Source organism: Anaeromassilibacillus sp. 1001302B_160321_C8 (assembly GCF_015554745.1).
GTDB classification, from domain to species: domain Bacteria; phylum Bacillota; class Clostridia; order Oscillospirales; family Acutalibacteraceae; genus Anaeromassilibacillus; species Anaeromassilibacillus stercoravium.
In genome coordinates this window covers 58,588-80,914 of sequence record NZ_JADNJD010000010.1, presented here as the reverse complement: position 1 = coordinate 80,914, position 22,327 = coordinate 58,588, and the positions used below count along the sequence as shown (strand labels likewise).

21 protein-coding genes are annotated in these 22,327 nt (G+C 58.0%); 17 read left to right on the top strand and 4 right to left on the bottom strand.

What is annotated here, in order from left to right; genetic code table 11:
* Window positions 1-72: 72 nt before the first annotated feature.
* On the bottom strand, window positions 73-6,084 hold the full coding sequence (locus tag I2E77_RS08510; RefSeq protein WP_195451026.1) for a discoidin domain-containing protein: 6,012 nt from the start codon (window positions 6,082-6,084) through the stop codon (window positions 73-75).
* 861 nt (window positions 6,085-6,945) lie between these two features.
* Between I2E77_RS08510 and I2E77_RS08505 the strand changes: the two genes are divergently transcribed.
* The 11 genes from I2E77_RS08505 to I2E77_RS08455 all read left to right on the top strand — a co-directional run bounded on the left by I2E77_RS08505 (window position 6,946) and on the right by I2E77_RS08455 (window position 14,235).
* Window positions 6,946-7,506 carry a DUF3793 family protein gene (locus tag I2E77_RS08505; protein WP_172749724.1) on the top strand — a complete coding sequence of 187 codons (561 nt, stop codon included), beginning with the start codon at window positions 6,946-6,948 and terminating at the stop codon, window positions 7,504-7,506.
* Between the two features lie 96 nt (window positions 7,507-7,602).
* Window positions 7,603-8,010, top strand: coding sequence for a flavodoxin (locus I2E77_RS08500; RefSeq protein ID WP_087234459.1), 408 nt, complete (start codon window positions 7,603-7,605; stop codon window positions 8,008-8,010).
* A 447-nt stretch (window positions 8,011-8,457) separates the two neighbouring features.
* Window positions 8,458-8,742: a FeoA family protein gene (locus I2E77_RS08495; protein WP_242969693.1), complete on the top strand. Its 285-nt coding sequence runs from the start codon at window positions 8,458-8,460 to the stop codon at window positions 8,740-8,742.
* A gap of 21 nt (window positions 8,743-8,763) precedes the next feature.
* Window positions 8,764-8,988: a FeoA family protein gene (locus I2E77_RS08490; RefSeq protein WP_191405529.1), complete on the top strand. Its 225-nt coding sequence runs from the start codon at window positions 8,764-8,766 to the stop codon at window positions 8,986-8,988.
* Between the two features lie 211 nt (window positions 8,989-9,199).
* Window positions 9,200-11,389, top strand: a complete 2,190-nt coding sequence (feoB, locus tag I2E77_RS08485; protein ID WP_191405528.1) for a ferrous iron transport protein B — start codon at window positions 9,200-9,202, stop codon at window positions 11,387-11,389.
* Between the two features lie 25 nt (window positions 11,390-11,414).
* Window positions 11,415-11,591 (top strand): FeoB-associated Cys-rich membrane protein, encoded by a 177-nt coding sequence (locus tag I2E77_RS08480; RefSeq protein ID WP_195451025.1) that lies wholly within the window; start codon window positions 11,415-11,417, stop codon window positions 11,589-11,591.
* Window positions 11,592-11,638: 47 nt separating this feature from the next.
* Window positions 11,639-12,028, top strand: coding sequence for a metal-dependent transcriptional regulator (locus tag I2E77_RS08475; protein ID WP_087234453.1), 390 nt, complete (start codon window positions 11,639-11,641; stop codon window positions 12,026-12,028).
* 207 nt (window positions 12,029-12,235) lie between these two features.
* A complete protein-coding gene (locus I2E77_RS08470; protein ID WP_087234451.1) occupies window positions 12,236-12,958 on the top strand; it encodes a DUF434 domain-containing protein in 723 nt (240 codons plus the stop codon).
* A gap of 14 nt (window positions 12,959-12,972) precedes the next feature.
* Entirely contained in the window at window positions 12,973-13,236 is a 264-nt protein-coding gene (locus I2E77_RS08465) for a TfoX/Sxy family protein (protein WP_191441180.1), read from the top strand.
* Between the two features lie 64 nt (window positions 13,237-13,300).
* A complete protein-coding gene (locus I2E77_RS08460; protein WP_191405525.1) occupies window positions 13,301-13,666 on the top strand; it encodes an MmcQ/YjbR family DNA-binding protein in 366 nt (121 codons plus the stop codon).
* Complete coding sequence (locus tag I2E77_RS08455; protein WP_195451024.1) at window positions 13,663-14,235, top strand: hypothetical protein; 573 nt, start codon at window positions 13,663-13,665, stop codon at window positions 14,233-14,235. The genes I2E77_RS08460 and I2E77_RS08455 overlap by 4 nt, the downstream gene beginning before the upstream one ends.
* A gap of 194 nt (window positions 14,236-14,429) precedes the next feature.
* On the opposite strand, the gene I2E77_RS08450 is transcribed toward I2E77_RS08455, so the two are convergent.
* Window positions 14,430-14,945 (bottom strand): O-acetyl-ADP-ribose deacetylase, encoded by a 516-nt coding sequence (locus I2E77_RS08450; RefSeq protein ID WP_191405523.1) that lies wholly within the window; start codon window positions 14,943-14,945, stop codon window positions 14,430-14,432.
* Between the two features lie 211 nt (window positions 14,946-15,156).
* Between I2E77_RS08450 and I2E77_RS08445 the strand changes: the two genes are divergently transcribed.
* From I2E77_RS08445 to I2E77_RS08420, 6 genes are all read left to right on the top strand, one after another.
* Window positions 15,157-16,014 (top strand): DegV family protein, encoded by an 858-nt coding sequence (locus I2E77_RS08445; RefSeq protein WP_191405522.1) that lies wholly within the window; start codon window positions 15,157-15,159, stop codon window positions 16,012-16,014.
* A gap of 204 nt (window positions 16,015-16,218) precedes the next feature.
* Complete coding sequence (locus I2E77_RS08440) at window positions 16,219-16,542, top strand: PadR family transcriptional regulator (protein ID WP_087234439.1); 324 nt, start codon at window positions 16,219-16,221, stop codon at window positions 16,540-16,542.
* 17 nt (window positions 16,543-16,559) lie between these two features.
* The gene (locus tag I2E77_RS08435; protein WP_087234437.1) at window positions 16,560-17,195 is read left to right on the top strand and encodes a permease prefix domain 1-containing protein; all 636 of its coding nucleotides are present in this window, start codon (window positions 16,560-16,562) and stop codon (window positions 17,193-17,195) included.
* Between the two features lie 4 nt (window positions 17,196-17,199).
* Entirely contained in the window at window positions 17,200-18,114 is a 915-nt protein-coding gene (locus I2E77_RS08430) for a DUF4097 family beta strand repeat-containing protein (protein WP_191448695.1), read from the top strand.
* 139 nt (window positions 18,115-18,253) lie between these two features.
* Window positions 18,254-18,619 (top strand): VOC family protein, encoded by a 366-nt coding sequence (locus I2E77_RS08425; protein WP_087234433.1) that lies wholly within the window; start codon window positions 18,254-18,256, stop codon window positions 18,617-18,619.
* Window positions 18,620-18,934: 315 nt separating this feature from the next.
* Window positions 18,935-19,636, top strand: a complete 702-nt coding sequence (locus I2E77_RS08420; RefSeq protein WP_195451023.1) for a hypothetical protein — start codon at window positions 18,935-18,937, stop codon at window positions 19,634-19,636.
* 87 nt (window positions 19,637-19,723) lie between these two features.
* Here I2E77_RS08420 and I2E77_RS08415 read toward each other — a convergent pair whose 3' ends face one another.
* Both I2E77_RS08415 and I2E77_RS08410 read right to left on the bottom strand, forming a co-directional pair.
* Window positions 19,724-20,524, bottom strand: a complete 801-nt coding sequence (locus I2E77_RS08415; protein WP_195451022.1) for a DUF975 family protein — start codon at window positions 20,522-20,524, stop codon at window positions 19,724-19,726.
* Between the two features lie 126 nt (window positions 20,525-20,650).
* Window positions 20,651-22,252 (bottom strand): DUF975 family protein, encoded by a 1,602-nt coding sequence (locus I2E77_RS08410; RefSeq protein ID WP_243252574.1) that lies wholly within the window; start codon window positions 22,250-22,252, stop codon window positions 20,651-20,653.
* Between the last annotated feature and the right edge of the window lie 75 nt (window positions 22,253-22,327).

The following is a 22,327-nucleotide window of genomic DNA, read 5'->3' as shown; positions in this document are numbered from 1 at the left end:
CCCGCGCAGGAGATTCCGTTCCATCTCCCGCGCAAGGGCCTTCCCCTCCGACGGGATTGCAGGATTCTGCATTTAGCCGATGGTCACAACGCAATGGCGGACCGGGTTCTGGCCGGGCAGGGTCGTATAAACGCCCGTGCTCTCGCCCGGCTTGCCGGTTGCATAGACGCGGAAGTAGTAGTCGTTTCCGGATCTCGCCACAAACTGCGTCTTGAGCACACTGCCATTGCCCACGGTGAAGCTCGGCATCACATTGCTGCCGTTGAGCACCGTCATCTTGAAGCAGTACGCGCTGCCTCTGGTCAGGGTGAACGGGAGCGTCGTATCGCTGCGGACCGAAGTCTGTTCTACAACGGACTGCGCCGCATTGACCACCGGGTTCACCGTTGCCGTTCCAGCCGCTCCATAGGCGTTGCCGCTGTTGGGGCTGCTGGAGGAGGAACCCTGCGAGCTGCTGTTCTGGGTCTTTTTCTTGAGGTTCTTTTCCGCCTGCAGCGCGGTATCCTGCGCTGCCGCCAGCTCTTCCGGCGTTGCGTCGGACTTCGCCAGTACCGCGGCCAGGTTGTTCTTCGCCGCGGTAAACGCCGCTGCGCTGGATGCGGTATAGCTGCTCAGGTCCTTGGATTCCATGCGGCTGAGAAGCGCTTCCAGCTCTTCGCGGTCCGGCGCTTTGCGCAGGTCCGCCATCGCCCGGTTGAGCGCCTCGGCCGCTGCGTCAACCTCGGCCTGGGTTGCGTCGTTGCCGATCGCCTTGGCTGCTTCCAGGGCATCCAGGAATTCCTGCTTGCCCTCTTCCAGGTAGCTGTCCAGGCCGGCGCGGATGACCTCCGCCTCTGCGATGACCATGTCCAGCGTCGTGCGGTCCGCCGTGCCGGCCAGGTCCATCATCGCGTCGTAGAGCGCATCGTATGCGCTGTCGATGTCGTTCTGGACGGCGTTTTCATCTTCTACGGTCTCCTGTGCCGCTGCGAGCGCATCCTGGAATGCCTCCCAGCTCGCCGCTGTATAGTCGGCCTCGTCCAGCGTCTCCGCAATGGCAACCAGCTCTTCGAGCTTTGTCTTGTCGCCCACGGTGAAGTCCAGATAATGCAGGGCGTCCAGCAGGTTGCTCCACGCCTCGTTGATCTCGTCCTGGGTGGCCGCCGGGTCGTCGTTGACCTCAACCGCCGCGTCGAACGCCTTCTGGAACTTCTCCTGCACGGCCGGGACCAGGTTGTCCACGTCGCCCGCGTCGATGCGCGCCTGCGCGTAGTCGATCACAGCCTGCAGGGTGGTCTTGCTCACCGTCTCAAACGCAAAGCTAAGCGTCGGGTTCAGGGTGTCCATCGTCCCGGTGTACGTATAGGAATCCTCGCCGATGAGTTCCGGCTCGCCGCCGTTCACCGTCACCGCGCGGAAGATTCTGCCGTCCACCGCCGGCGTGAAGTCAAACGTGAGCGCTTCGCCGTTTGCAACGTCCGCCTGCTTGTAGGTGCCGAGGAGGTTGGCAATGGTCTGCTCTTCCCCGTCGATCCACAGCTTTGCATCCTTGCCGTTAAAGGTCACGGTCAGGTCCGCCGTCTCCGGCGCGGTCTGCCCAACCTGCACGGCCGCATTCTGCAGCGCGCTGCCGACGTCGTTGCCGTCCACCGTCAGGGCGATCACATTGCCCATTCCGATGGTGTAATCGCCTTCCGCCATCGCTTCGTCCACCGCAAACGTGGCGGTAAACAGGCCGCTCGCGTCCGTGGGCAGGCCGTCAAAGGTATTGCTATCGTAAAGGATCGTCACTTTCTGTTCGTCGTTGTGGATGCCGACCGTCAGGTTCCCGTCGATGCCGTCGTTCGGGACGACCAACTCGCAGGTCAGGCCCTCCGGATAGGTGAGATCCATCTGGACGATATAGAGGGGATCCATCAGCTCGCCGAGGCCGCTGAAGGAATGGGTTACGGTAAAGGTGCTGCCCGGGGCCACGGTTTCCGGCGCTGTCAGGGCCATGGAAACGGTCTGCTCCGGGATCTCCTGGACGTCCACGACGATGGAAGCCTTCACGCCGTCGCTGTTCTTGACGCCCGGGATCATCGTCAGGGTGCCGGTGATGGTCTGCTCTTCCGCGGTATCCGCGCGGTAGCTGTCCTCATCCCAGACCACCGGGAGCTTGGTCGAGAGGTCGCCCTCCAGGGTGGCGCTGATTTCGTCCGGCAGGTCCAGGTCCTCAAACGCCGTGCCCACATACGCTTCCACGCTGTCCAGCGTTTCCACGCCTGTGACCAGCCTTGCGGAGGCCTCGCGGCCGGTGGAGTTGATCCAGAACCCTTCGGTGCTGCCCGCCGGGAGCGAAATGCGCACATAGCGCGCCAAGCCGGAGATGTCGTCGTTCGTCAGGGTCAACGCTTCGCTGCCGTCCATATGGTCGGCGACGGTGGTCCAGGTCTCCCCATCCACGGAGAGGTCGATGGTATAGCGGTGGGATTGCTCGCTGTTCCAGGTAAGCTGCACATTGCTCATATCGTACAGGCCGCCTGCGTCATAGTACCACCACGGGGATGCATCGTCCGGCGCCGGGACCCAATACTTGGCCGGGTCGCCGTCGTTGCCATAGGACGGGTCGCTGTCTGCCGCGCTGGAGCTCGCATAGGACGGGGCGCCGTAATCCAGGCGCGTCTCTTCCGCCGCCTCGGAGCCGTAGGCGCAGAATTCTGCGATTTCCGTCCAATCCCTTGTGCCGTCGCCCGCATACAGATTGTATACGCGCAGGTAACGGGCAAGCGTATCCACCTGGAGGGAAGCGGTCTTATCCGGGCCGCTGTAGGTTGCCACATCGGTCCAGCTGTTGCCGTCCATGGAGCTTTGCAGGGTGAAGTTGTGCATCAGGGAACCGTCGCCCCAGACAAAGTCCACGTCCACCTGGTTGATCTGGTAATCGCCGCCGAGGTCCACCTGCCAGTTGGCCGCGCCCATCGCCGCGTTGGTCCAATAGGTGCTCGGGTCGCCGTCCACCGCGTCCGAAGCCGGATGGCCGGAACCCTCCCGGCTGGCGGTCGCGTCCTTGCCGAGCGCCACGTTGGTGTTGAGGCTCTCGCCCACGCCCTTGACCTCCAAAATGCAGGGCCAGATGTTGGAAGCCGGGCAGTTGACATACACGCGCACATACCGGCATTCCCGGTCGATGTTCTCCGTCACGCGCTGGACACTCTCCGCATTGCTGCTGCGGTCCACGACCACATCGGCCTGCGTCATGTCCGGGCTGTCGGAGACCGCGATCTGATACTTATAATTGGTATTCATCTCGAAGAGGATTTCCACGCTCTTGAGGTTGTAGGTGTCGCCCATGTCGACCTGCCACCAGTGCGGGCCAACCGAGCTGTCGCTTGTGTCGGTCACCCTGGCGCACCATTTGGTCGTTTCGTCGCCGTCGTTAGCGCGCTCCGCAGCCTCGACGCCCAGCTGACTGCTGGTGTTTTCGCTGCTGGCGCTCGCGGGCTTATTGAGGAACAGGTTGTCGGTGGCCGGCTGCTCCGGCGCCACATAATCCGCCTCGTCTGCGTCGCCGCCCTCCGGGACTTCCGGCAGGCCCTCGACCGTCTCGGTCGGGATGGTGAGGGTTGCGGTGGTGAGCCCATTGGAGGTCGCCGTCAGGGTGATGTCGCCCGAACCGCGCTTGCTGCGCACCCAAACGCCCATCTGTCCGCCCAATGCGGTGATGGTCTTGGTCGCCTGGCCCTCGTCGGCCTCGGTCTTGTCGCCGACCACGATGCCGGGGCCGTCCACGGAGAAGGTGATGGCATTGTCCGCCGTGTTGACCACGGTGCCGTTTGCGTCCCGCACGTCGACCCAGACCAGCTTGGCGGTGCTGCCGTCCAGCTTGAGCGGCTCGTCGTTTTCCGCCTCAAGGGTGAGCTGCGCGGCTTCTTCCGGCGCGCGGCGGACATATTCCGCCACCTGCTGGCCATCGATATAGCCGACCGCCGTGATGGTGCCCTCGCCCGGCGTGTAGGCGCTCAGGTCAAAGGTGAACGGCGGGTGCTTGAGGTTTTCGGTGCTGATGTATTTGCCCGCGCCTTCGGCCGGGTAGTTATTCGGGCTGCCGTCGCCGTGCGGACCCCACATCTGCGTGTCGGGGGTCTGCCTGCCGATCGACTCGCCGTTGACAAAGAGTTCCACTTCGTCGCAGTTGCTGAATACGCGGACCTGGTCCGGGGAATCGGAAGCCCAGGTATTGGCCACGAAGACCATCGGGCCGCTGTCAATCCCGTATTCGCTCAGGTCGATATCCGCGTCGCGCTGGCTCTGCACAAAGTATGCGCTGAACTTCGGGATGCGGTAGATGTCCACAACGCCGCAGTAGGTGAGGTCCGTGGTATCAAAGCCTGCATAGTCAGCGTACTGCCAATAGGCATAGGCGCCGCCCCACTCCTGGCTGCGGTTGAGGGCCATGGACTCCTGGAGGTTGTCGCACTGGATCAGCATGCCCTCGTCGCCGCCATTAAACTTCGTGTGCGCCGGCTCGCGGGTCACACGGGTGGTGGAGGTATAGCCGCCGTAGTTCCAGTCGCCGTACTCGCTGACGATCACCGGCTTGTCGCTGTAGGTGGCAGCGTCCCCGATGACGTTTGCCTGCGGGGTGCCGACGCCCATGTCGTACACATTCCAGTATCTCCAGCCGCCGGTATAGATGCGGGAATCGCCGTCCTCCGGATATTCCTCATGGGAAATGCGATGGACTTCCTGCGCCCACGCCTGGTTGTAGCCGCTCTCGTTGAGGCTCGGTTCCCATGCGACGATGGAGCAGTAGTTGCGGTTCATGTGGAACATGTCACGCACTTCCTGATAGGTTGCATTCTTAAAGCTGTCGGTGTTATTGAACTGCTGCCAACCGGAGAGGCAGTCGATCACCGCCACGCCGTATTTGTCGCACGCAGCGTAGAACGCCGGCGCGTGCGGGTAGTGGGACATCCGGATGAAATCGAAGCCCCACTCCTTCAAGCGGCGGATCTCCTCAAAGATCGCGTCGTTGGACTGCGCGTTGCCGAGCATGCCCGTCTCCGAGTGGAGGTTCGTCCCGTTGAGTTCCACAAATTCATCGTTGATGTAGCAGCCGTCGCGCTTCCATTCCACCTTGCGGATGCCGTAGGTGGTCTCGAGGGAATCGCGGACCGTATCGCCGGTCAGGACCGTGGTGCGCACGGTGTAGAGCTCCGGCGTATTGACGGACCACAGGCGCGGGTTCTCCACCACCAGCTCCTGGGTAAACGCATAGCGCTCGCCCGCTTCAATCGAGGCGGTGTCCTCCTTTGTGGCGACGACGGAACCGTCCTCATCCACGATTTCGGTGCGGACGGTGGTGTCTTCCGCCTGCGCCCCTTCGTTCTTCACGTCGGTCTGCGCCTTGACCGTAGCGCTCTCCTTGGTGACGGAGGGGGCCGTCAGGAAGAGCCCGCCGCCTGCGGCCTCGTTCTCATAGACCGCGTCGCTCACATGCAGCGTGTCCATCGCCGTGAGGTATACATTCCGGTACAGGCCCCCGAAATACTGGAAGTCCGGGTTGGTCTTGCCGGGGTTGAAGGCCGTGTTCGGGCGCGTATCGATGCGCACCGCGATCACGTTTTCCTCGCCATAGGACACGAAATCGGTCAGGTCGATTACAAACGCGGTGTAGCCGCCCTGATGGGAGCCGACTTTCTCCCCATTGAGCCACACTTCCGCGGCCTGCATCGCCGCCTCAAAGGTGATGTAGAGCTTTTTGCCCTGCATTTCCTCCGGTACGGTAAAGTGCTTGCGGTACCAGAAGACCCCGAGGTCCTTCTGATAATAGTTGTCCGGGGTATAGTGGATCGTGCTGTGCGGCAGGTTCACATAGAGCCATTCGCTGTCCTCAAAATCCACCGCTTCCGCACCGGTGATGTCACCCTTATAGTACAGCCAATCGTTGTTGAAATTGATGGTTTCCCTGCCGGGTTCCGCTGCGGAGCTCGGCAATGCCGCGGCATTGCCATCGTCCGGCCCGGCCGCCCATGCCGCAACGCCCGGCCCGGCAAACACAGAGCCGAGGACCATCAGCGTTGCCAGGAGGCAGGCCGTCCACTTTTGCCATGCTGTTTTCATACTTCTTCTCCTTCCATTGTATAATGCCGTAGACTCCTTTTCTTCTATTCTGCAACCTCCTCCTTTCTTTCCTGCAAGTCTTTCAGATATAAGACCTTAGGCCCAAAGCACAGCGAAACAGCAATTTTACATATCCCGCGTGCCGCTTACCCCGCTTTCCGTATATATATGCTCCCCTTTATGAAAGGCACCTTTGAAAAAAAGCCTTCACACTTAGGGAAACCCATCACTATGCTCAAAAACTTTGCACATATATGCGTACGCCTTTATAATAAAGATGCCAAGCAGAAGAATCCATACAAAATTCTTTGGCAAGATATCAAATTTATTTTCTCTTTGCCTAAATGAAACATTTCTCCATATGTTTGAGAAATTTATCCATAAAAGGCATTTCAAACGATTGCCAGGTATTTTGAAAAGGAATCGCCTAGGGCCATCGTCTTGCTATATTGGCGGGCGGGAATCTGCCCGCCCGCTTGCCCAACAGGCCATTTTTGTAAAGAGCGCCATGGAACCTCCCTTCCCAGAAAGCGGGAAGGCCCTGCCCGCAGCCCGCCCTTTCCCTGGCGATTTATCTTATCCTTATCTAACATGTTGCAAACCGCTTGACATCCTCTGGAACGCATGGTACCATAGAGCCGTGGTTAGCAGGTGCTAATCAAGAAGCGGATGCTGGTTGCAAGCCTACGTTGCGTTGATGGCACACGGGGCCATACGCACCAAAGCCAGCAAGAAGCGCCACTGCCCCGGCCGGTATCGGCCCCACAGAATTGTCAGGCTTTTGGAGCGCTTCTTTTCCACTTGTTTTTTCTTTTTGCCAATCAGTTAGCTATGACTAACCAATATTTAGGAGGAAACCCCATGGCGGATACGGTAGAATCCATTTTGGCGCGCAACTGCGCCCCGGTTCTCGCGGGAATGAAGCCGTCCAACCTTTTTTCCTGCCCTGCTTCCTGCAGCGCATCGCTCTCCGCCTACCGGTCACTCCTGGAAGAAAAGGGCATCCGGACATTTTCCATCTGTGCATGCGGCGCGCGCACCTTGACGCTGGTCTACCGCGAACGCCTGCTAAAACAGCAGCTCCGCCGCCCAGACGTCCAAGATTGCCTTATCCGGTTTGGCTATCCCGTCACAGAGGGGATGGACGCGATGCTCGCCTGGCTGCAACGCCGGGCCCGCCTGGAAAAAGGGTTCCCCCACGAGATCGGCTGCTTCCTGGGCTATCCTATGGAGGACGTGACCGGCTTCATCCGGGAAAAAGGCCGCAACTGCAAATGCTGCGGCATGTGGAAAGTATACGGCGATGAAGCATATGCGAAACACCTGTTTGAAAAATATGAGCAGTGTTCGCGGGCCTTGTGCAACCATTTGGAGCAAGGCGTGCCTTTCCTACATATCCTCGCCGCACTTCCCGCTGCATAAAACAGCATACCTGTATATAAGGAAAATCCGACAAACTTACCCGCGCGGGTGGGGAAGCATTCCCAACAGCGCCGCGCAGATCAGGAGGTTTTTGCTATGAGTAAAACAGCAGTGATCTATTGGACAGGCACCGGCAATACCGAGGCCATGGCGAACGCCATTGCATCCGGCATTGGGGATGCCGACGTGATGCCGGTTTCGGAGGCTGACGCTTCCGCCGTGGCGCAATACGACAAGATTGCGTTCGGATGCCCGGCCATGGGCGACGAAGTCCTGGAAGAAAGCGAATTCGAGCCCTTCTTTGCCGATGTAGAAGGTAGCCTTTCCGGCAAGAAGGTCGCGCTCTTCGGCTCCTACGGCTGGGGCGACGGGCAGTGGATGCGCGATTGGCAGGACCGTGTCTCCGGCGACGGGGCGCAGCTCTTTGAAGAGGGCCTAATGGCCAACGGCGCGCCCGACGAAGCCGAATGTGAAGCGTTTGGCAAGCGGTTCTCTGCGTTTTAAGTGGGTTTCTCTTTGTATCCCATTTTTTGGAAAGCCGCCGGATGCCAACCGCATCCGGCCCCGCTTCCGCTTTAATATTGCGATCAAGTGTCATCACAAATTGCTTATAGGGTACTCCATACGGGACGGCTGCCGGGTGCCTGCCGCATCCGGCTCGGCGTCTCCTCTAACCTCTAACACCGCTTACAAGGTACTCCATACAGATATTTTCTTCCTTAGTCGCAGAGGCCCGGCAGACCCGCCGGGCCTTTTGCTTTCCCCAAGCTTTCCCGCGGGTTCCAGCTGGCCAGCGTGTTTCCTGTAATCTGGAAAAAATTTTAGAAACCTATTGACAAACGCAAGTTAGCTGGTGTAAACTAATATCCGCAGAAATGGGATTAGCGAGAGCTAACCCCTAATAAAATGTTTAAAAGTTAGCCTAATCTAACTTTAAAAGGAGTGACGGAGATGTTGGCAAAAGAAGCTGCTCTGCATACGCCTGTGCAGGAACCCCCCGCACCGGCCGCACAGGTCATGTTGATGCCGCTGGCCATGGCGGAAGCGGGCAAGACGGTGGAAGTGCATGCGATCCGCGGAAAAGATGAAGTCCGCCGCTTTTTGCAGAACCTTGGCTTTGCAGAGGGCGCGCAGGTTTCGGTCGTTTCTGAATTGAACGGCAACATGATCGTCAATGTAAAAGGGACCCGGGTGGCGATTAGCAAATCGATGGCCAGCCGTATCCTGACAGCCTGATTTCATTTAGGAGGGATCATCATGAGAACATTGAAGGAAGCAAAGTGCGGCGAGACCGTATCTGTGGCAAAGCTTACGGGCGAAGGTGCGCTCAAGCGCCGCATCATGGATATGGGCATCACAAAGGGCACACAGATTTATGTGCGCAAGGTTGCGCCTCTGGGCGACCCGGTCGAGATCAACGTACGCGGCTACGAGCTTTCCATCCGCAAGAGCGAGGCGGAAAACATTCTTCTGGAAGCATAAGGCGTTTGAATGCCGCCCTGCCTAGGGCGGCCCCACCCCAGACGGGCTGCGGACTTTCAGATGAAGGATGGAGCGGGAACGCCAAATGCGCAGGCCGCTTGCAAAGGCCCTGCCGCGGTATCCGACTGCGCAGCGCTTTGTTTTCCATCCAGATGATAAAAGGCCCATAAGTTAGCCATAACTAACAATTGTATCGAGGAGGAACATCGGAATGCAAATGAAAATCGCGCTTGCCGGCAACCCGAACTGCGGCAAGACTACCATGTTCAACGACCTGACTGGCAGCAGCCAGTATGTCGGCAACTGGCCGGGCGTCACGGTCGAAAAGAAAGAGGGCAAGCTCCGCGGGCACAAGGACGTCATCATCACGGACCTGCCGGGCATCTATTCCCTCTCCCCCTACACGCTGGAAGAGGTGGTCAGCCGCGACTACCTGCTCAACGAACAACCCGACGCCATCATCAACCTGGTGGACGGGACCAACCTGGAGCGCAACCTCTATTTGACCACCCAGATTTTGGAGCTGGGCATCCCTGTGGTTATCGCCCTTAACATGATCGACCTGGTAAAAAAGAACGGCGACACCATCGACACCCGCAAGCTCTCCGCAGCGCTGGGCTGCGAAATCATCGAGACCAGCGCCCTCAAAGGCACCGGCTCCATGGAGGCGGCAGAGCGCGCCATCGCCCTTGCAAAGGCAAAAAAGGCTTCCGCCCCACAGCATGAATTCACCAAAACCGTTGAAGAAGCGCTTGACCATATCGCCAAGGCCGTACATGGCCAAGTCCCCGTGGCGCATGAGCGTTGGTATGCGGTGAAGCTGTTTGAGCGCGACGAGCGGGTCATGGCGCAGTGCAATTTCAGCGCCCAGACGAAGGATGCGTTGGAAACAGCCATTGCTTCCGTAGAAAAAGAGCTGGACGACGACAGCGAAAGCATCATCACCAACGAGCGCTATGCCTACATCGCCAAGCTCATGAAAAACTGTGTACATAAAAAGCGCTCTGGCCTATCGATGAGCGATAAGATCGACCGGGTTGTCACAAACCGCTGGTTGGCCCTGCCAATCTTTGTGGTTATCATGTTTGCCGTCTATTATATCACGGTGACAACCATCGGCACGATTGTCACAGATTTTATGAACGACACCCTGTTTGGCGAGTGGATTCAACCCACCGTGGGCGGCTGGCTGACAGCCGCTGGCGCTGCGGATTGGCTCAACGGCCTGATTGTAGACGGCATCATCGGCGGCGTCGGCGCTGTGCTTGGCTTTGTCCCGCAGATGCTTATCCTGTTTTTCTTCCTCGCTATTTTGGAGGACTGCGGCTATATGGCGCGCGTGGCGTTCATTATGGACCGCATTTTCCGCAAGTTTGGCCTTTCGGGAAAGAGCTTTATCCCGATGCTGATTTCCTCCGGCTGCGGCGTGCCAGGCGTCATGGCCACCAAGACCATTGAAACGGAAAAAGACCGCCGTATGACCATCATGACCACCACCTTTATCCCGTGCAGCGCCAAGCTGCCGATCATCGCGCTGATGTTCGGCTCCATGTTCGGCACGGAACAGGCCGGATGGGTGGCGCCGTTGTTCTACTTCCTCGGGGTTGCAGCGGTCATCGTCTCTGGCATCATCCTCAAAAAGACTAAGATGTTTGCGGGCGACCCTGCCCCGTTCGTAATGGAGCTTCCGCAGTACCACATCCCCTCCCCGAGAAGCGTGCTAATCCATATGCTGGAGCGCGGCAAAGCCTTTATCATCAAAGCTGGTACGGTAATCTTCGTCGCCTGCGGTGTCGTCTGGTTCCTCAGCAACTTCGGCTGGGCAAGCGGCGGCGCCACCTTCGGTATGCTGGACATGGAGGACCCTGTGGTCAACCAGATGGACTTCAGCATCCTGGCTTACCTCGGCAACGCAATCGCCTGGATCTTTGCGCCGCTCGGCTTTGGCAACTGGCAGGGCGCTGTCGCCACGATCACCGGCCTGGTGGCAAAGGAAAACGTGGTCAGCACCTTCGGCGTGCTCTTCGGCCTGGCAGATGCAGGCGAAACCGACCCCGGCCTCTGGACGGCGGTTTCCACTATGCTTCCCACGATGGGCGCAAAACTCTCCTTCCTGGCATTTAACCTGCTGTGCGCGCCCTGCTTCGCGGCCATCGGCGCGATCAAGCGCGAAATGGCGAGCGCCAAATGGACGGCCTTTGCCATTGGGTATCAATGTGTCTTCGCCTATTGCGTGGCGTTGATGCTCTACCAGTTCAGCCTGCTCTTCTCCGGCGCCGGCTTTACCATCGGCTCCGCAGCGGCCATCATCATTCTTGCGTTGCTGCTCTTCCTGTTGTTCCGCCCGGACCCGAACCGTACCGCGGAACTCCGCCGCCGTTCGGCAGCGGCAAACGCATAATCCCCCCTATGAAAGGAGCGGTTTTATGGTAACCTTCCTCATTGCAGCGGCACTCGCTGTCCTGTTTGGCCTGGCCATCCGCCATTTGATAAAGCACGGCACATGCGATTGCAGCAGCAAAGGCGGCTGCAACGGCGGCTGCGCCGGTTGTCCGCATGGTTGCCATTGCGCAGGGCAGGCACAGAAGCGCCAAGCGCGCTGACCCTGCCCGCATACGCAGCCCGTATAGAAAGAAAGGGGCCTCTTCCATTGCTCTCTTCAGGAAAAAAACGCTATCTCTTTATCATCCATGAGTTGGGCCAGAATGGAAACGCGGTCCACTCCAAGGACATCGCCTCTTCGCTCTCCGTCAAGCAGCCCAGTGTTTCGAAAATGCTCAACGCCCTGGCGGAAGACGGACTGATCGAAAAGGAGTACTACGGCGCCGCAACCTTCACGCCGGAGGGGGCGCGCCTCTCCAACAAGCTCTATACCGACTATCTCCTGCTGTTTTCCTTCTTCCGGAAACAGCTGGGCCTGTCTGAATCGGACGCGCGCCACGATGCAATCGTATGCCTGTGCGACCTGTCCGATGCCGGTGTACAACGCATGGCCTCCGCCGTGTTGGACTGCGAACCGTGCAAACAAACACAAATTTAAGCCATTCCCAACCTAAGATCGAATCCCAAACAGGGCGGCGCGGATGTAATTCCGCGCCGCCCTGTTCCCATTCCCCCGCCGGCGCCCTTTCTGACGGGGCACCGTCCACCGGCCCTCGCAGCGCCCGGCAACGGCTTGACATTCAGCCAAAATGCCAGTAAGCTAAATTTATCAACAACCGGCCGGGCCGGGGGAGGAGGGAACGCTATGCCGGAGTGTGTCCGCCGCGGGTTTGTCCCCACAGACGCGCGCGACTTTCAGGGGGATTCCCTGCGCCTGCTCCAAGAGGCGCAGGCCGACGCCGCCTACCTGTTGAACCGGGGATACGAGCTCGAACGGGCCGTCTCCTTTGTGGGCGACCGGTTCCAATTCTCGGCGCGGCAGCGCATGGCATTGATCCGCGCCACCTCCTCCCGCTGCGATATTGCGCTGCGCCGGAAGAAGGAGATCACCGGCTCCCTCTCCCGGAAAACCCTGTGGCTGGACGGTTTCAACGTGGTCATTCCTCTGGAAGCGGCCTTGTCCGGCTCAACCGTCCTGCTCTGCATGGACGGCACAGCGCGCGACCTCTGCGGCCTGCACGGGAGCTACCGCCTGATCGACAAGACGGATCTCGTGCTTGCATTGCTCTTTGATGCGCTTGCACGCCTTGCACCGGAACGCGCCGTCTTTGTGCTCGACGCTCCGGTCTCCAACTCCGGCCGTCTTGCCCAACGCATCCGCTCCTTCGCGCAGGGCTGTGGGTTCCCCGCGGAAGCCACGCTCGTCCCCAACGCGGACGCCCTGCTCTGGGACAAGGACTGTGTCGCCACGGGGGATGCGATCATCCTCAACCGCTGCGGCGGTTGGGTCAATCTATGCCGGGACATCATCGAAACCGCCTTGCCGGGGTTCCGTTTCACCGACCTGTCCGGCAGGGCAATCCAATAAAAGGGGGAACCACTTTGGGAGAGCTCGCAAAACTGCCAAACATCGGGAAAGTCTTAGAGGCACAATTGGAAGCGGTGGGGATCGCCACGCCGGAGGCGCTGCGCGAAACCGGGAGCCGCGCAGCGTGGCTGCTCATCCGGGCCGCCGACCCTTCTGCCTGTTTCCACCGTCTATGCGCTTTGGAGGGCGCCCTGCGCGGCGTGCGCTGGCACGCGCTGGACGGGCCGGTCAAGGCGGACCTAAAAGAATTTTATCAGTCCCACAAAGGGCTGCAATAGGAGGAATCCGTATGGATGGAAAGCAAATGATCCATGCGCCGGCAATCGCCGCGGGAGGAAGGCCATGACCCGGCGCGAGCTGGCAGAGCTCTGCCTGGCCTTTCCCGATTCTTACGAAGACGCACCCTTCCACGACCCCAACTGGACAGTCATCCGCCACCGGTCCAACCGGAAGTGCTTTGCGATGATCTATGAACGCGGCGGCAATCTCTGTATCAATTTGAAATGCGACCCGATGCGGGCTGATTTTCTCTGCAAGGTTTACGAGGGGATCGACCCCGGCTACCACATGAATAAGCAGCATTGGATCACCGTCATCCCAGATTCGGACGTCCCTTTGGATGAGCTTTACGACATCCTGCGGGAGAGCTACGAGCGGACGCGCACCCATCCGCGCCGCACCAAGGAAGAGGAGGGAGAAGCAACATGACTGAATTGGAGACCATGCAGCGCGCCAAACAGTATATACATAAGCTCGCCAATGGCATCGACCCGCTCACGGACCGGCCGTTGCCCCACGACACCGTGCTGCACCAAGCCCGGATCTCCCGGTGCTTCTTCTATGTAGAAACGCTGATCGACCGCGCCATCGAACAGGAAAGCCACCCCGCCAAGGTGCGCAAGAAAGAGCTGCCTCCGTTCTCTCTGACGCCGGAACAAAAGCAACAGGTCCTACTGGTCCACAACCCGATCCCCATCTCCCAGTTTGTGCAGGCGGCCAACGCCGTAGCCGACCTCGACCATATGCAAAAGCTGAAGGCCACAGACCTGACCGCCTGGCTGGTGCGGAAGGGCTTTTTGCAGGAGGTCATCCGGAACGACAAACGCCAGAAGGAACCGACCGCCAATAGGAACGCCATCGGCATCACCTCCGAATGGCGGCAGGCACACTCGACCGGCGCGCACTATCTGGCCATCCTCTACAACTACGGCGCGCAGCAATTTTTATTGGACCATTTGGAATCGGTCTTTTCGGAGGAGTCTGCTCCCACCGAGTAGGTAAAGAAGATCAAATAAAAGGGTTCGGGCAGCCAAACAAGGCTGCCCGAACCCTTTTATGTAAGTCTTTTTATTCGATTATTCCGCCATTTTCCCATAGGTAGAAAATGGGCCCTACAAATGCAGGAAAACGCCCAGCCGTTCGATAAGCCATTTATAACCGGTGGACGCCGCTGCGCCACACATCGAAAAGCTTACCGCTCTTTCATTTTCGCAAGCGCTGCATCATAGGCAGCCTTGGTCCGGCCGTCAAAACAGACCATCTCCACCACTTCAAGGGCCGTTCCGCCCTTCCCATATTCCAGGATGGTGCGCACCGCGATCTCCGCTGCCTGTTCCAACGGGAAATGGTATACCCCGGTGCTGATGGAGGGGAACGCCACCGTGCGGCACCCATTCGCCTCCGCCAGTTCCAGGCAGGACCGGTAGCAACTCTCCAAGAGTTCCGCCTCATGGCTCCCGCCCCCGTTCCAGACCGGGCCCGGCGTATGGATCACATATTTGGCGGGAAGCCGGTATCCCTTCGTGATCTTTGCCTTTCCCGTCTTGCATCCGTGCAGCGTGCGGCATTCAGCCAACAGCTCCGGTCCGGCCGCGCGGTGGATCGCGCCGTCTACCCCGCCCCCGCCCAGCAGCGAAGTATTGGCGGCGTTGACAATGGCGTCCACCGGAAAGGTCGTGATATCTCCACGTACGATTTGTAAGTCCATAGGTTCTCTCCCCCGTCGTTTTCCTCCATTGTATCCCCTCCGTCGGAAAAAAGCAATTTCCTCTTGCCGATTGCCATATTGAAAAATACTGCCAAACGCGGTATCATAAAGGAAAATCGCCGGGATGCCCGGCAGTAAATTTGGAACACACCGGTTTGGGCGGTGTGGGTCTTGTTAAGGTCAGCCGTAAGGCTGTACGGGAGGAGAAAGCATGGCCAATAAAATCATTCTCAGCGCAGACAGTACCTGTGACCTGAGCCCGGAGCTAAAAGAACGTTACCAAGTGCAGTACTTCCCCTATCACATCCTTTTGGATGGGCAGCAGTATATGGACGGCGTGGATATCCAACCGGAGGATCTTTACCGCACCTACCGGGAAAAGAAGCTGCTTCCCAAAACCGCAGCGATCAGCACCATGGAATTCTATGAATATTTTAAACAATGGGTGGACGAGGGCCATGAGGTCATCCACATCAACCTGGGATCGGCGCTGTCCGCCGCCCACCAGAACTGCCGCCTTGCCGCGGAGGAATTGGGGCACGTCTATGTGATCGATTCATGCAACCTTTCCACGGGCATGGGACTTCTGGTGATCGAGGCAGGGCGGCGCATTGCCCGCGGGATGTCCGCCAAAGAGATTTATCAGGAGGTCTCCGCGCTCACCGCGCATTCCCACGCCAGTTTTATTCTGGATACCCTGGAGTTCATGCACGCGGGCGGCCGCTGCTCCGCTGTGACGGCGCTCGGCGCCAACCTGCTGCGCCTGAAACCCTGCATTGAGGTGGATAACCTTCGCGGCGGCGCGATGAGTGTCGGCAAAAAGTACCGCGGCAGCTTGGAAAAAGTGCTGCCGCAATACACGCGGGACAAGCTGGCGGACCGCGCAGACCTGGTGTTAGACCGGGTCTTTATCACCCACTCGGGGATTTCCCAAAACTACATCGACCTCGTCCGCAGCACCATCCAGCAAATTGCGGACTTCCGGGAAATCTGCGTAACCCGCGCAAGCTGCACCATCTCCTGCCACTGCGGGCCCAACACGCTGGGGGTCCTCTTTTTGACCAAGTGACATACGAATTTCCAAACAGGCCGCTCTCGGGGACCCGGGGACGGCCTGTTTTTTGTCCCCTATGTGTTCCAGTGTCCGGTAACCGGCCGAACTTTTTGCGCCCCCTATTGCATCCCCAAAAAATTCATTATATTCATTTTCAATATACCTTGACAGATGAGGTATATTGTATTATATTATAGCTCAGAAAGGATGTGAGCAGGATTGTCCATCACGGCCGATATGATCCGTGGGCATACGGACACCATCATTCTGCGGCAGTTGATCGAAAAGGACAGCTATGGATATGAAATCAACAAAGCCGTGCAAGAAAAAACCGGCAACCAATACGAACTCAAAGAGGCTACCCTCTATACGGCATTCCGCCGCCTGGAACAGGCCGGGCTGATCCTCTCCTATTGGGGGGATGAAACCACGGGCGCCCGCCGGCGCTACTACACCATCACCGAGGAGGGTCGGGCGCAGTACCAAGCCGCTGTTGCGGAATGGGCACGCACCAAAGACCTGATCGACAAACTGATTTTGTGAAAGGAAGGCTATCATTTATGATTGACCGAATTCGCGCCTATCTGGAGCACGCCTTCGCGGACGCTCCCAAAACCCGCCGGGTTGAGGATCTCCGCGAGGAACTTTTCTCCAATCTGGTGGAAAAATACAACGACCGCCTGCGCCAGGGGATGTCGGAAGAGGATGCTTATAATGCTGTGATCCGCAGCATCGGCGACATCGACGAGCTGATCGACAGCGTACGCGGCCCTTCCCCTCTTGAACCGCCCCCTATGCGCGAATCGAGCATACGCGCCCTGCGCACCGCCATTGCGGTGGCGCTGTATATCATGAGCCCGTTTATGGTGATCTTGCTCCGCGGCCCTTGGGGAATCGGGGCAATGTTCCTCTTTATTGCCGCTGCAACGGGCCTGCTCATCTATAACAGCATGACGAAACCGCATTATGCCCGCGCGGACGACACGATTGTCGAGGAATTTAAAGAATGGCATGTGAAGAACGACCGGCAGCGCGACGCTTTGAACGCCTTTAAGGGCGCTTATTGGAGCATTGTCGTCGGGATCTATCTATTCGTCAGCTTTCTCTTTGGCATCTGGAGCTTTTCCTGGATCTTGTTTATCATGGCAGCGGCAGTGGAAAATATTATCAAGGGTGTCGTCGCCCTGAGGAGGTAGAAACATGGGCAAGACCGCAGCAAAAGTTTCCATTGGTATTTGGAGCCTCGTATTCGTGCTGTTTGCCACACTCTTTGGTTACCTGTGGTACAATGGCGGTTGGGGCGGGCTGTTTCTGCCCTTGCGAGGTTGGTATCACAACAGTTCGTATCAGACAGTCCATGAGCAAACCTTTACAGACCCTGTCCAATCCCTGGACCTCCGTTGGAATGGCGGCGACGTTTCTATTCGCTCCAGCAGCAGCTCCGAAATCAAAATTGTGCAAAAAGGGGTCAAAAACACGCCGGAAGAGCAGTTTTTCCAGGCATCCGTCCGCGACGGTGTTCTGACGGTTACAGATGGCAGCACGACAGCTGGCCTTGCGATCGGCCCATTCCCCTTTTCGATCGGTTCCGATTTGGAGGTCTACCTGCCGGAAGAAACCTATGACGCCCTGTCCCTGGAAACCACTGACGGCGACCTTTTCTTTGAAGCCCTGCAAGCAGAACGCCTGGAAGTCCGCACACAGTCCGGGGACGCAGAGCTCTCCGGCGTCTATCAGGAATTGGCTTTTGCCTCCCACAACGGCGACTTTCTCTGCCGGGATGTCACTGTGGAGCAGTTGGCCTGCCAAACCACCAGCGGGGACATGGAGATCTCCGGGAAGCTCTCCCAGATCACGGCCACCAGCACGTCCGGCGACGTTTCGCTGCGCACCAGCCAAATGATTACCAGCGCTACGATACAGTCCACCTCCGGCGACGTGCTTCTCTTCCTCCCGGAAAACGACGGCTTTACGGCGCAGCTCCACAGCTCGTCGGGCGATCTGATCTGCGCCTTCCCCGGGTTCCAGGGCGGCAACGAATTCCGCTATAAAGACGGCGGCGCATCCATCCGGCTGGATACCACCAGTGGGGATGCCTGCTTACTCTACGCATAAGGCCGCAATTTTGGGCCTCCATCCAGAGCCATCCCACCGGCAGATTTTTGCCGTGCGCTTTATTATTTTCGAATTTGCAATCATAAAAAGAGCAAATCATGGCATGCTTTAAAAAAATCCCACCACGGAGGAAACGGATATGAAATCCACCTTTTTACATGCCAACTTAAATGTCTTTGACCTGCAAAAAAGCCTGGCGTTTTACGACAAAGCACTCGGCCTCAAGGAACACCGCCGGAAGGAAGCGCCGGACGGTTCCTTCATCCTGGTCTACCTCTCCGACGGCGCCACGCCGTTTGAGCTGGAGCTGACCTGGCTGCGCGACCGCACCGAGCCCTATAACCTGGGCGACAACGAGATCCACCTCGCCGTGCGCGTGGAGGACAAGGCCGCCGCGCATGCCCTGCACGAAGAAATGGGCTGCATCTGCTTTGAAAACCGCGCGATGGACCTCTATTTCATCCACGACCCCGACGGCTACTGGATTGAAATCCTGGACCGCTGATGCAATCGAAAAAGGAAACGCCTGCTCCATATGGGGCAGGCGTTTTTGCTTCCAGGAGTCAGGAGGAGCCCCCAAAGGGACAACCGCCGTTAAAAGCCACCCTACATGCAAAAGCGCTCCCATGCCAGGTGCTGTATGGAAAGGAGACACAACCACACAGGATTTTTTTCATCTGGATTTTCGGCCTAAATCTCCCTGTAAAATTTGTGCAATTTGCAAATAGAACCCTATTTATTCTCTTTCTATAATATAATCAGACGCAAAATGGCCATCTATTCTCTGATCCTGCAACTCCAGACGAGGGGGACGATATCTGTGACCTGGAAAAAAACAGCTTTGCCAGTGCTTGTTTGCCTAGGGCTGCTTACCCTGTTTTGCTCCTGCAACTCCTACTCGGACGATTCGCTCTATCGGGCGATCTTAGGGACGGACGGCCGTGCATCCCCCCTGGTAGAATACCATTATCCAGCCGGCATCCCAAGGACCGTATCCGAAATGCCCGAAACCGCCGCACTGATTGTCCGGGGGACCTTCTTGGACGACGCACAGGGAGAAATCACCTATTTGGACGAGGTGCTCGATCTTGGCCGCGGCGCTGCACCCGGAGAGAGGAGCGTCCTTTCCGCACAGACGACCTCCACATTTGAAATCACCAAGGTTATCCAGGGGGACCTGCAAGTGGGCGACCAAATCAAAATTTCGGAGCCTTATTATGTGGACAACCAAGACGGCGTGGAAACCATCAAACGGTCCCCGGAATGCTCTGAACTTTATGCGCCCTCTGAGCCTGGGAAGGAATACCTATTCTTTTTCGGCCAGCCCGCCGATAACGGGGATTCCGCCGGAGTCTATGTCCCTCTTTGGCGCGAATTTGGCCGGTATCCGGTTATTTATCCCTTGAGCTGGGATGCGCTGTCCATCCCCTCCATGACAAACGAAGAGCTGAACCTGGGCGAAGGAGACGCATCCGTCTATAAAGACGTCTACCGGCAGGTAGTGAAAAAATTCATGTGGTAACACCATATCAGCAATAAAAAGGCGGGCGATGCAGGATCATTTTCACTGCATCGCCCGCTTATTCCGTTTTGCGGCATTTTCTAACGGTTACTTCATATACGTTGGCGGCGGGCCAAAGGGGTTTTCCCCGCCCGGCGCATGGAACACCAGCCCCAGCTCTTCCGGGCTAACCTGGCCCGTCTGAATGGCACGGTCCCGCAGGTAAATATAAAGCTCCGCTTTGGTTGCTTCGTAATACGGGTTCACAAAGAATACGCCCACGCCCAGGCAGAGCGTGCCCAACAGATACCACCCCAAAAAGGAAAGGTCAAGAAGGAAGATGTTGAGCTTCTCCCCGTCGGTCATCATCCGGCTGATGGTGCGCGCACGGTATCCGGGAATATGCGGGTTGTCGGAGAGGATGTATGGCACCATAAAATACTGATAGGATTTATAAATCCCGGGGATGAGCAACAGCAGCGACCAGAAAAATACATATAAGCCGGTGACAACCATCGCCGCCACTGTATTTCCATACCCGCTGCGGAAGCCGCTGAACAGCGTCTCGATCGACGTCCCTCCGAAATGGTTCTGTACGAAATAGCGCGCCTGCCCGACTTGGAAAACATTGTACACAAAGACCGCAAGCAGGAAGCCAAACAGCGCCAAGGCAACCGTCCAGGCATCCAGCCAATTCATAAAGTGTACATGTGTCGAAAAATTTTCCAAATCATGTGCGCCCCATATCCCCCAAAAGGACTCATATGTGTCCGCCAGGCGGCTGAGTGTATTTCCCAAGTTGGCAAGCCCCGACAGCAAAGACACCAGCAGGGCCACCACAAATGCGCGCCAATAACGCCCTGTCAGGGCAATCTTTGCGTTGGATTTCAGGATCTCCCTGCTCCACATAACGCATCCTTCTTTCTCTCCATGAAATTCTTCCACTTCCAACCCGAAGCCCGCTTTCGGTCTTTTCCCATCCAAAATCGATCCGTGCGCCCGTCCTTGCTGCCGCCTTTTCCCAGGAAAAGGCGGTCAAAGCGCGGTCGGCGTAGGGGGGTCTTGGTTTGCACCGGAATCCTCCGATGCCGGATCGTTCTTCCGATTGGCTTCGTCTTCCACCTGCCCTGCGCCAGCAGAAGCACTCCCCGTGGGCGCTGGCTGGGGATGTTTTGTCAAATCGGGGGCCTTGGGCCCGGCCTCTGGCGCCCCTGCCGAAGCCACATCATGCGGCGGGGCCTGGAAGATGTCCCGCGTGCCCGGATCTGCTGGATGTGCAGCCGCGGGCTCCGAAGGATGTTCCCATGGCGCCGGCGCCTGCGGTGCTGCCCCAGGATATCCAGGGGCATTCACGCCATATGGCGCATGCGGACCCGATGCATCCGGATTTTGCGCAGGCGCCGCGCCATACGGCGGATACGGGGCCGATGGATTCTGCGGAGGCGTGGCTCCGTACGGCGTTTGCCCCTGCGCAGGGTTGGGGTAGCTGCCCGGCATCGTCCCATAGGGCGGGTACCCCTGCGTGGGTGCGTGCGGCGGCACCGGCGCGCCCGGATACATCGGAGACGGCGCGCCATAGGAGGGGCCTTGGCCTCCCTGCGCCGGTTTTTGATAGGCCGCATACGCCGTATCCTGCTGCGGCACCCCGTACGGGGGTACCGGCGGGACCGGGTACAGGTTCAGCTCCCTGGGATCGAGCAGACCATTCTGGATGGCGCGCTCACGCAGGAAGATATACAATTCCGCCTTGGTCGCTTCGTAATACGGGTTGACGAACAGATGCCCCAACCCCAGGCAGAGCGCGCCCAGGAAATACCATCCCAGGAAGGACAGGTCGAGCACAAAGAGGGAACCCTTTTCCCCGCTGGTGAGCATGGTGCTGAGCTGGCGGGCGCGCGTCCCTTTGAGCTGCGGATTGTCCGCCAGCAGGTATTTGACAAATGTATACTGGTACAGCTTGATAAAATACGGGATGAACAACAAAAGACAGACGATCATCAGCAGCGACATCATGTAGGCGCCGCCGATCACAGCCACCAGACAGACGGCCATCAACGCGATCAGAATATAGAGCCATAAATCGATCAACAGGTCGGTGGTAAACATCGCGCCCACCGCTGTGGGATACCCGCGGCGGAACGCGCCGAAGAGATGTTCAAAGCGGCTGTCCCCAAAGCGGTTATGTACAAAATAGCGGCATTTTCCCATGTTTACCGGGTTGCTGACAAAGACGCGGAATGCCGTGCCAAAGGCAAAGGCCAACACGCCGATGGTCCCCAACAAGCCGATGACCACGCCGTCATACGCGCCAAATCCATCCTCATAGGAATTGCCATAGGGGGCGTTGTATCCATGGTTAAATCCGCGCCCATAAGGGTCGCCCCATGGGTCCATGTAGCCGCCATATCCGCCAAAATCCCCGTAATAATCATAATAATATGGCTCGTCATAGGGGGTAATCTGCTCTTCAATGCTCGAAGCCGCCTCCCCAATCTGGCCCCAGCTCCAGGGATTAAGCCCTCCGGCGAACAGTTTCCCCGCCAAGAGGCTTGCCACCAACGCCACGGCAAACGCCAACCAATAACGGCCGCGCAGCGCCGTTTTGGCATTGGATTTTAAAATTTTTCGATCCCACATAGAAAACACCCTCTCTTCCCGATCAGATATAAGCGTTTGAACTACGCCGTTTTATGTATCAACCAGCCTATTGCA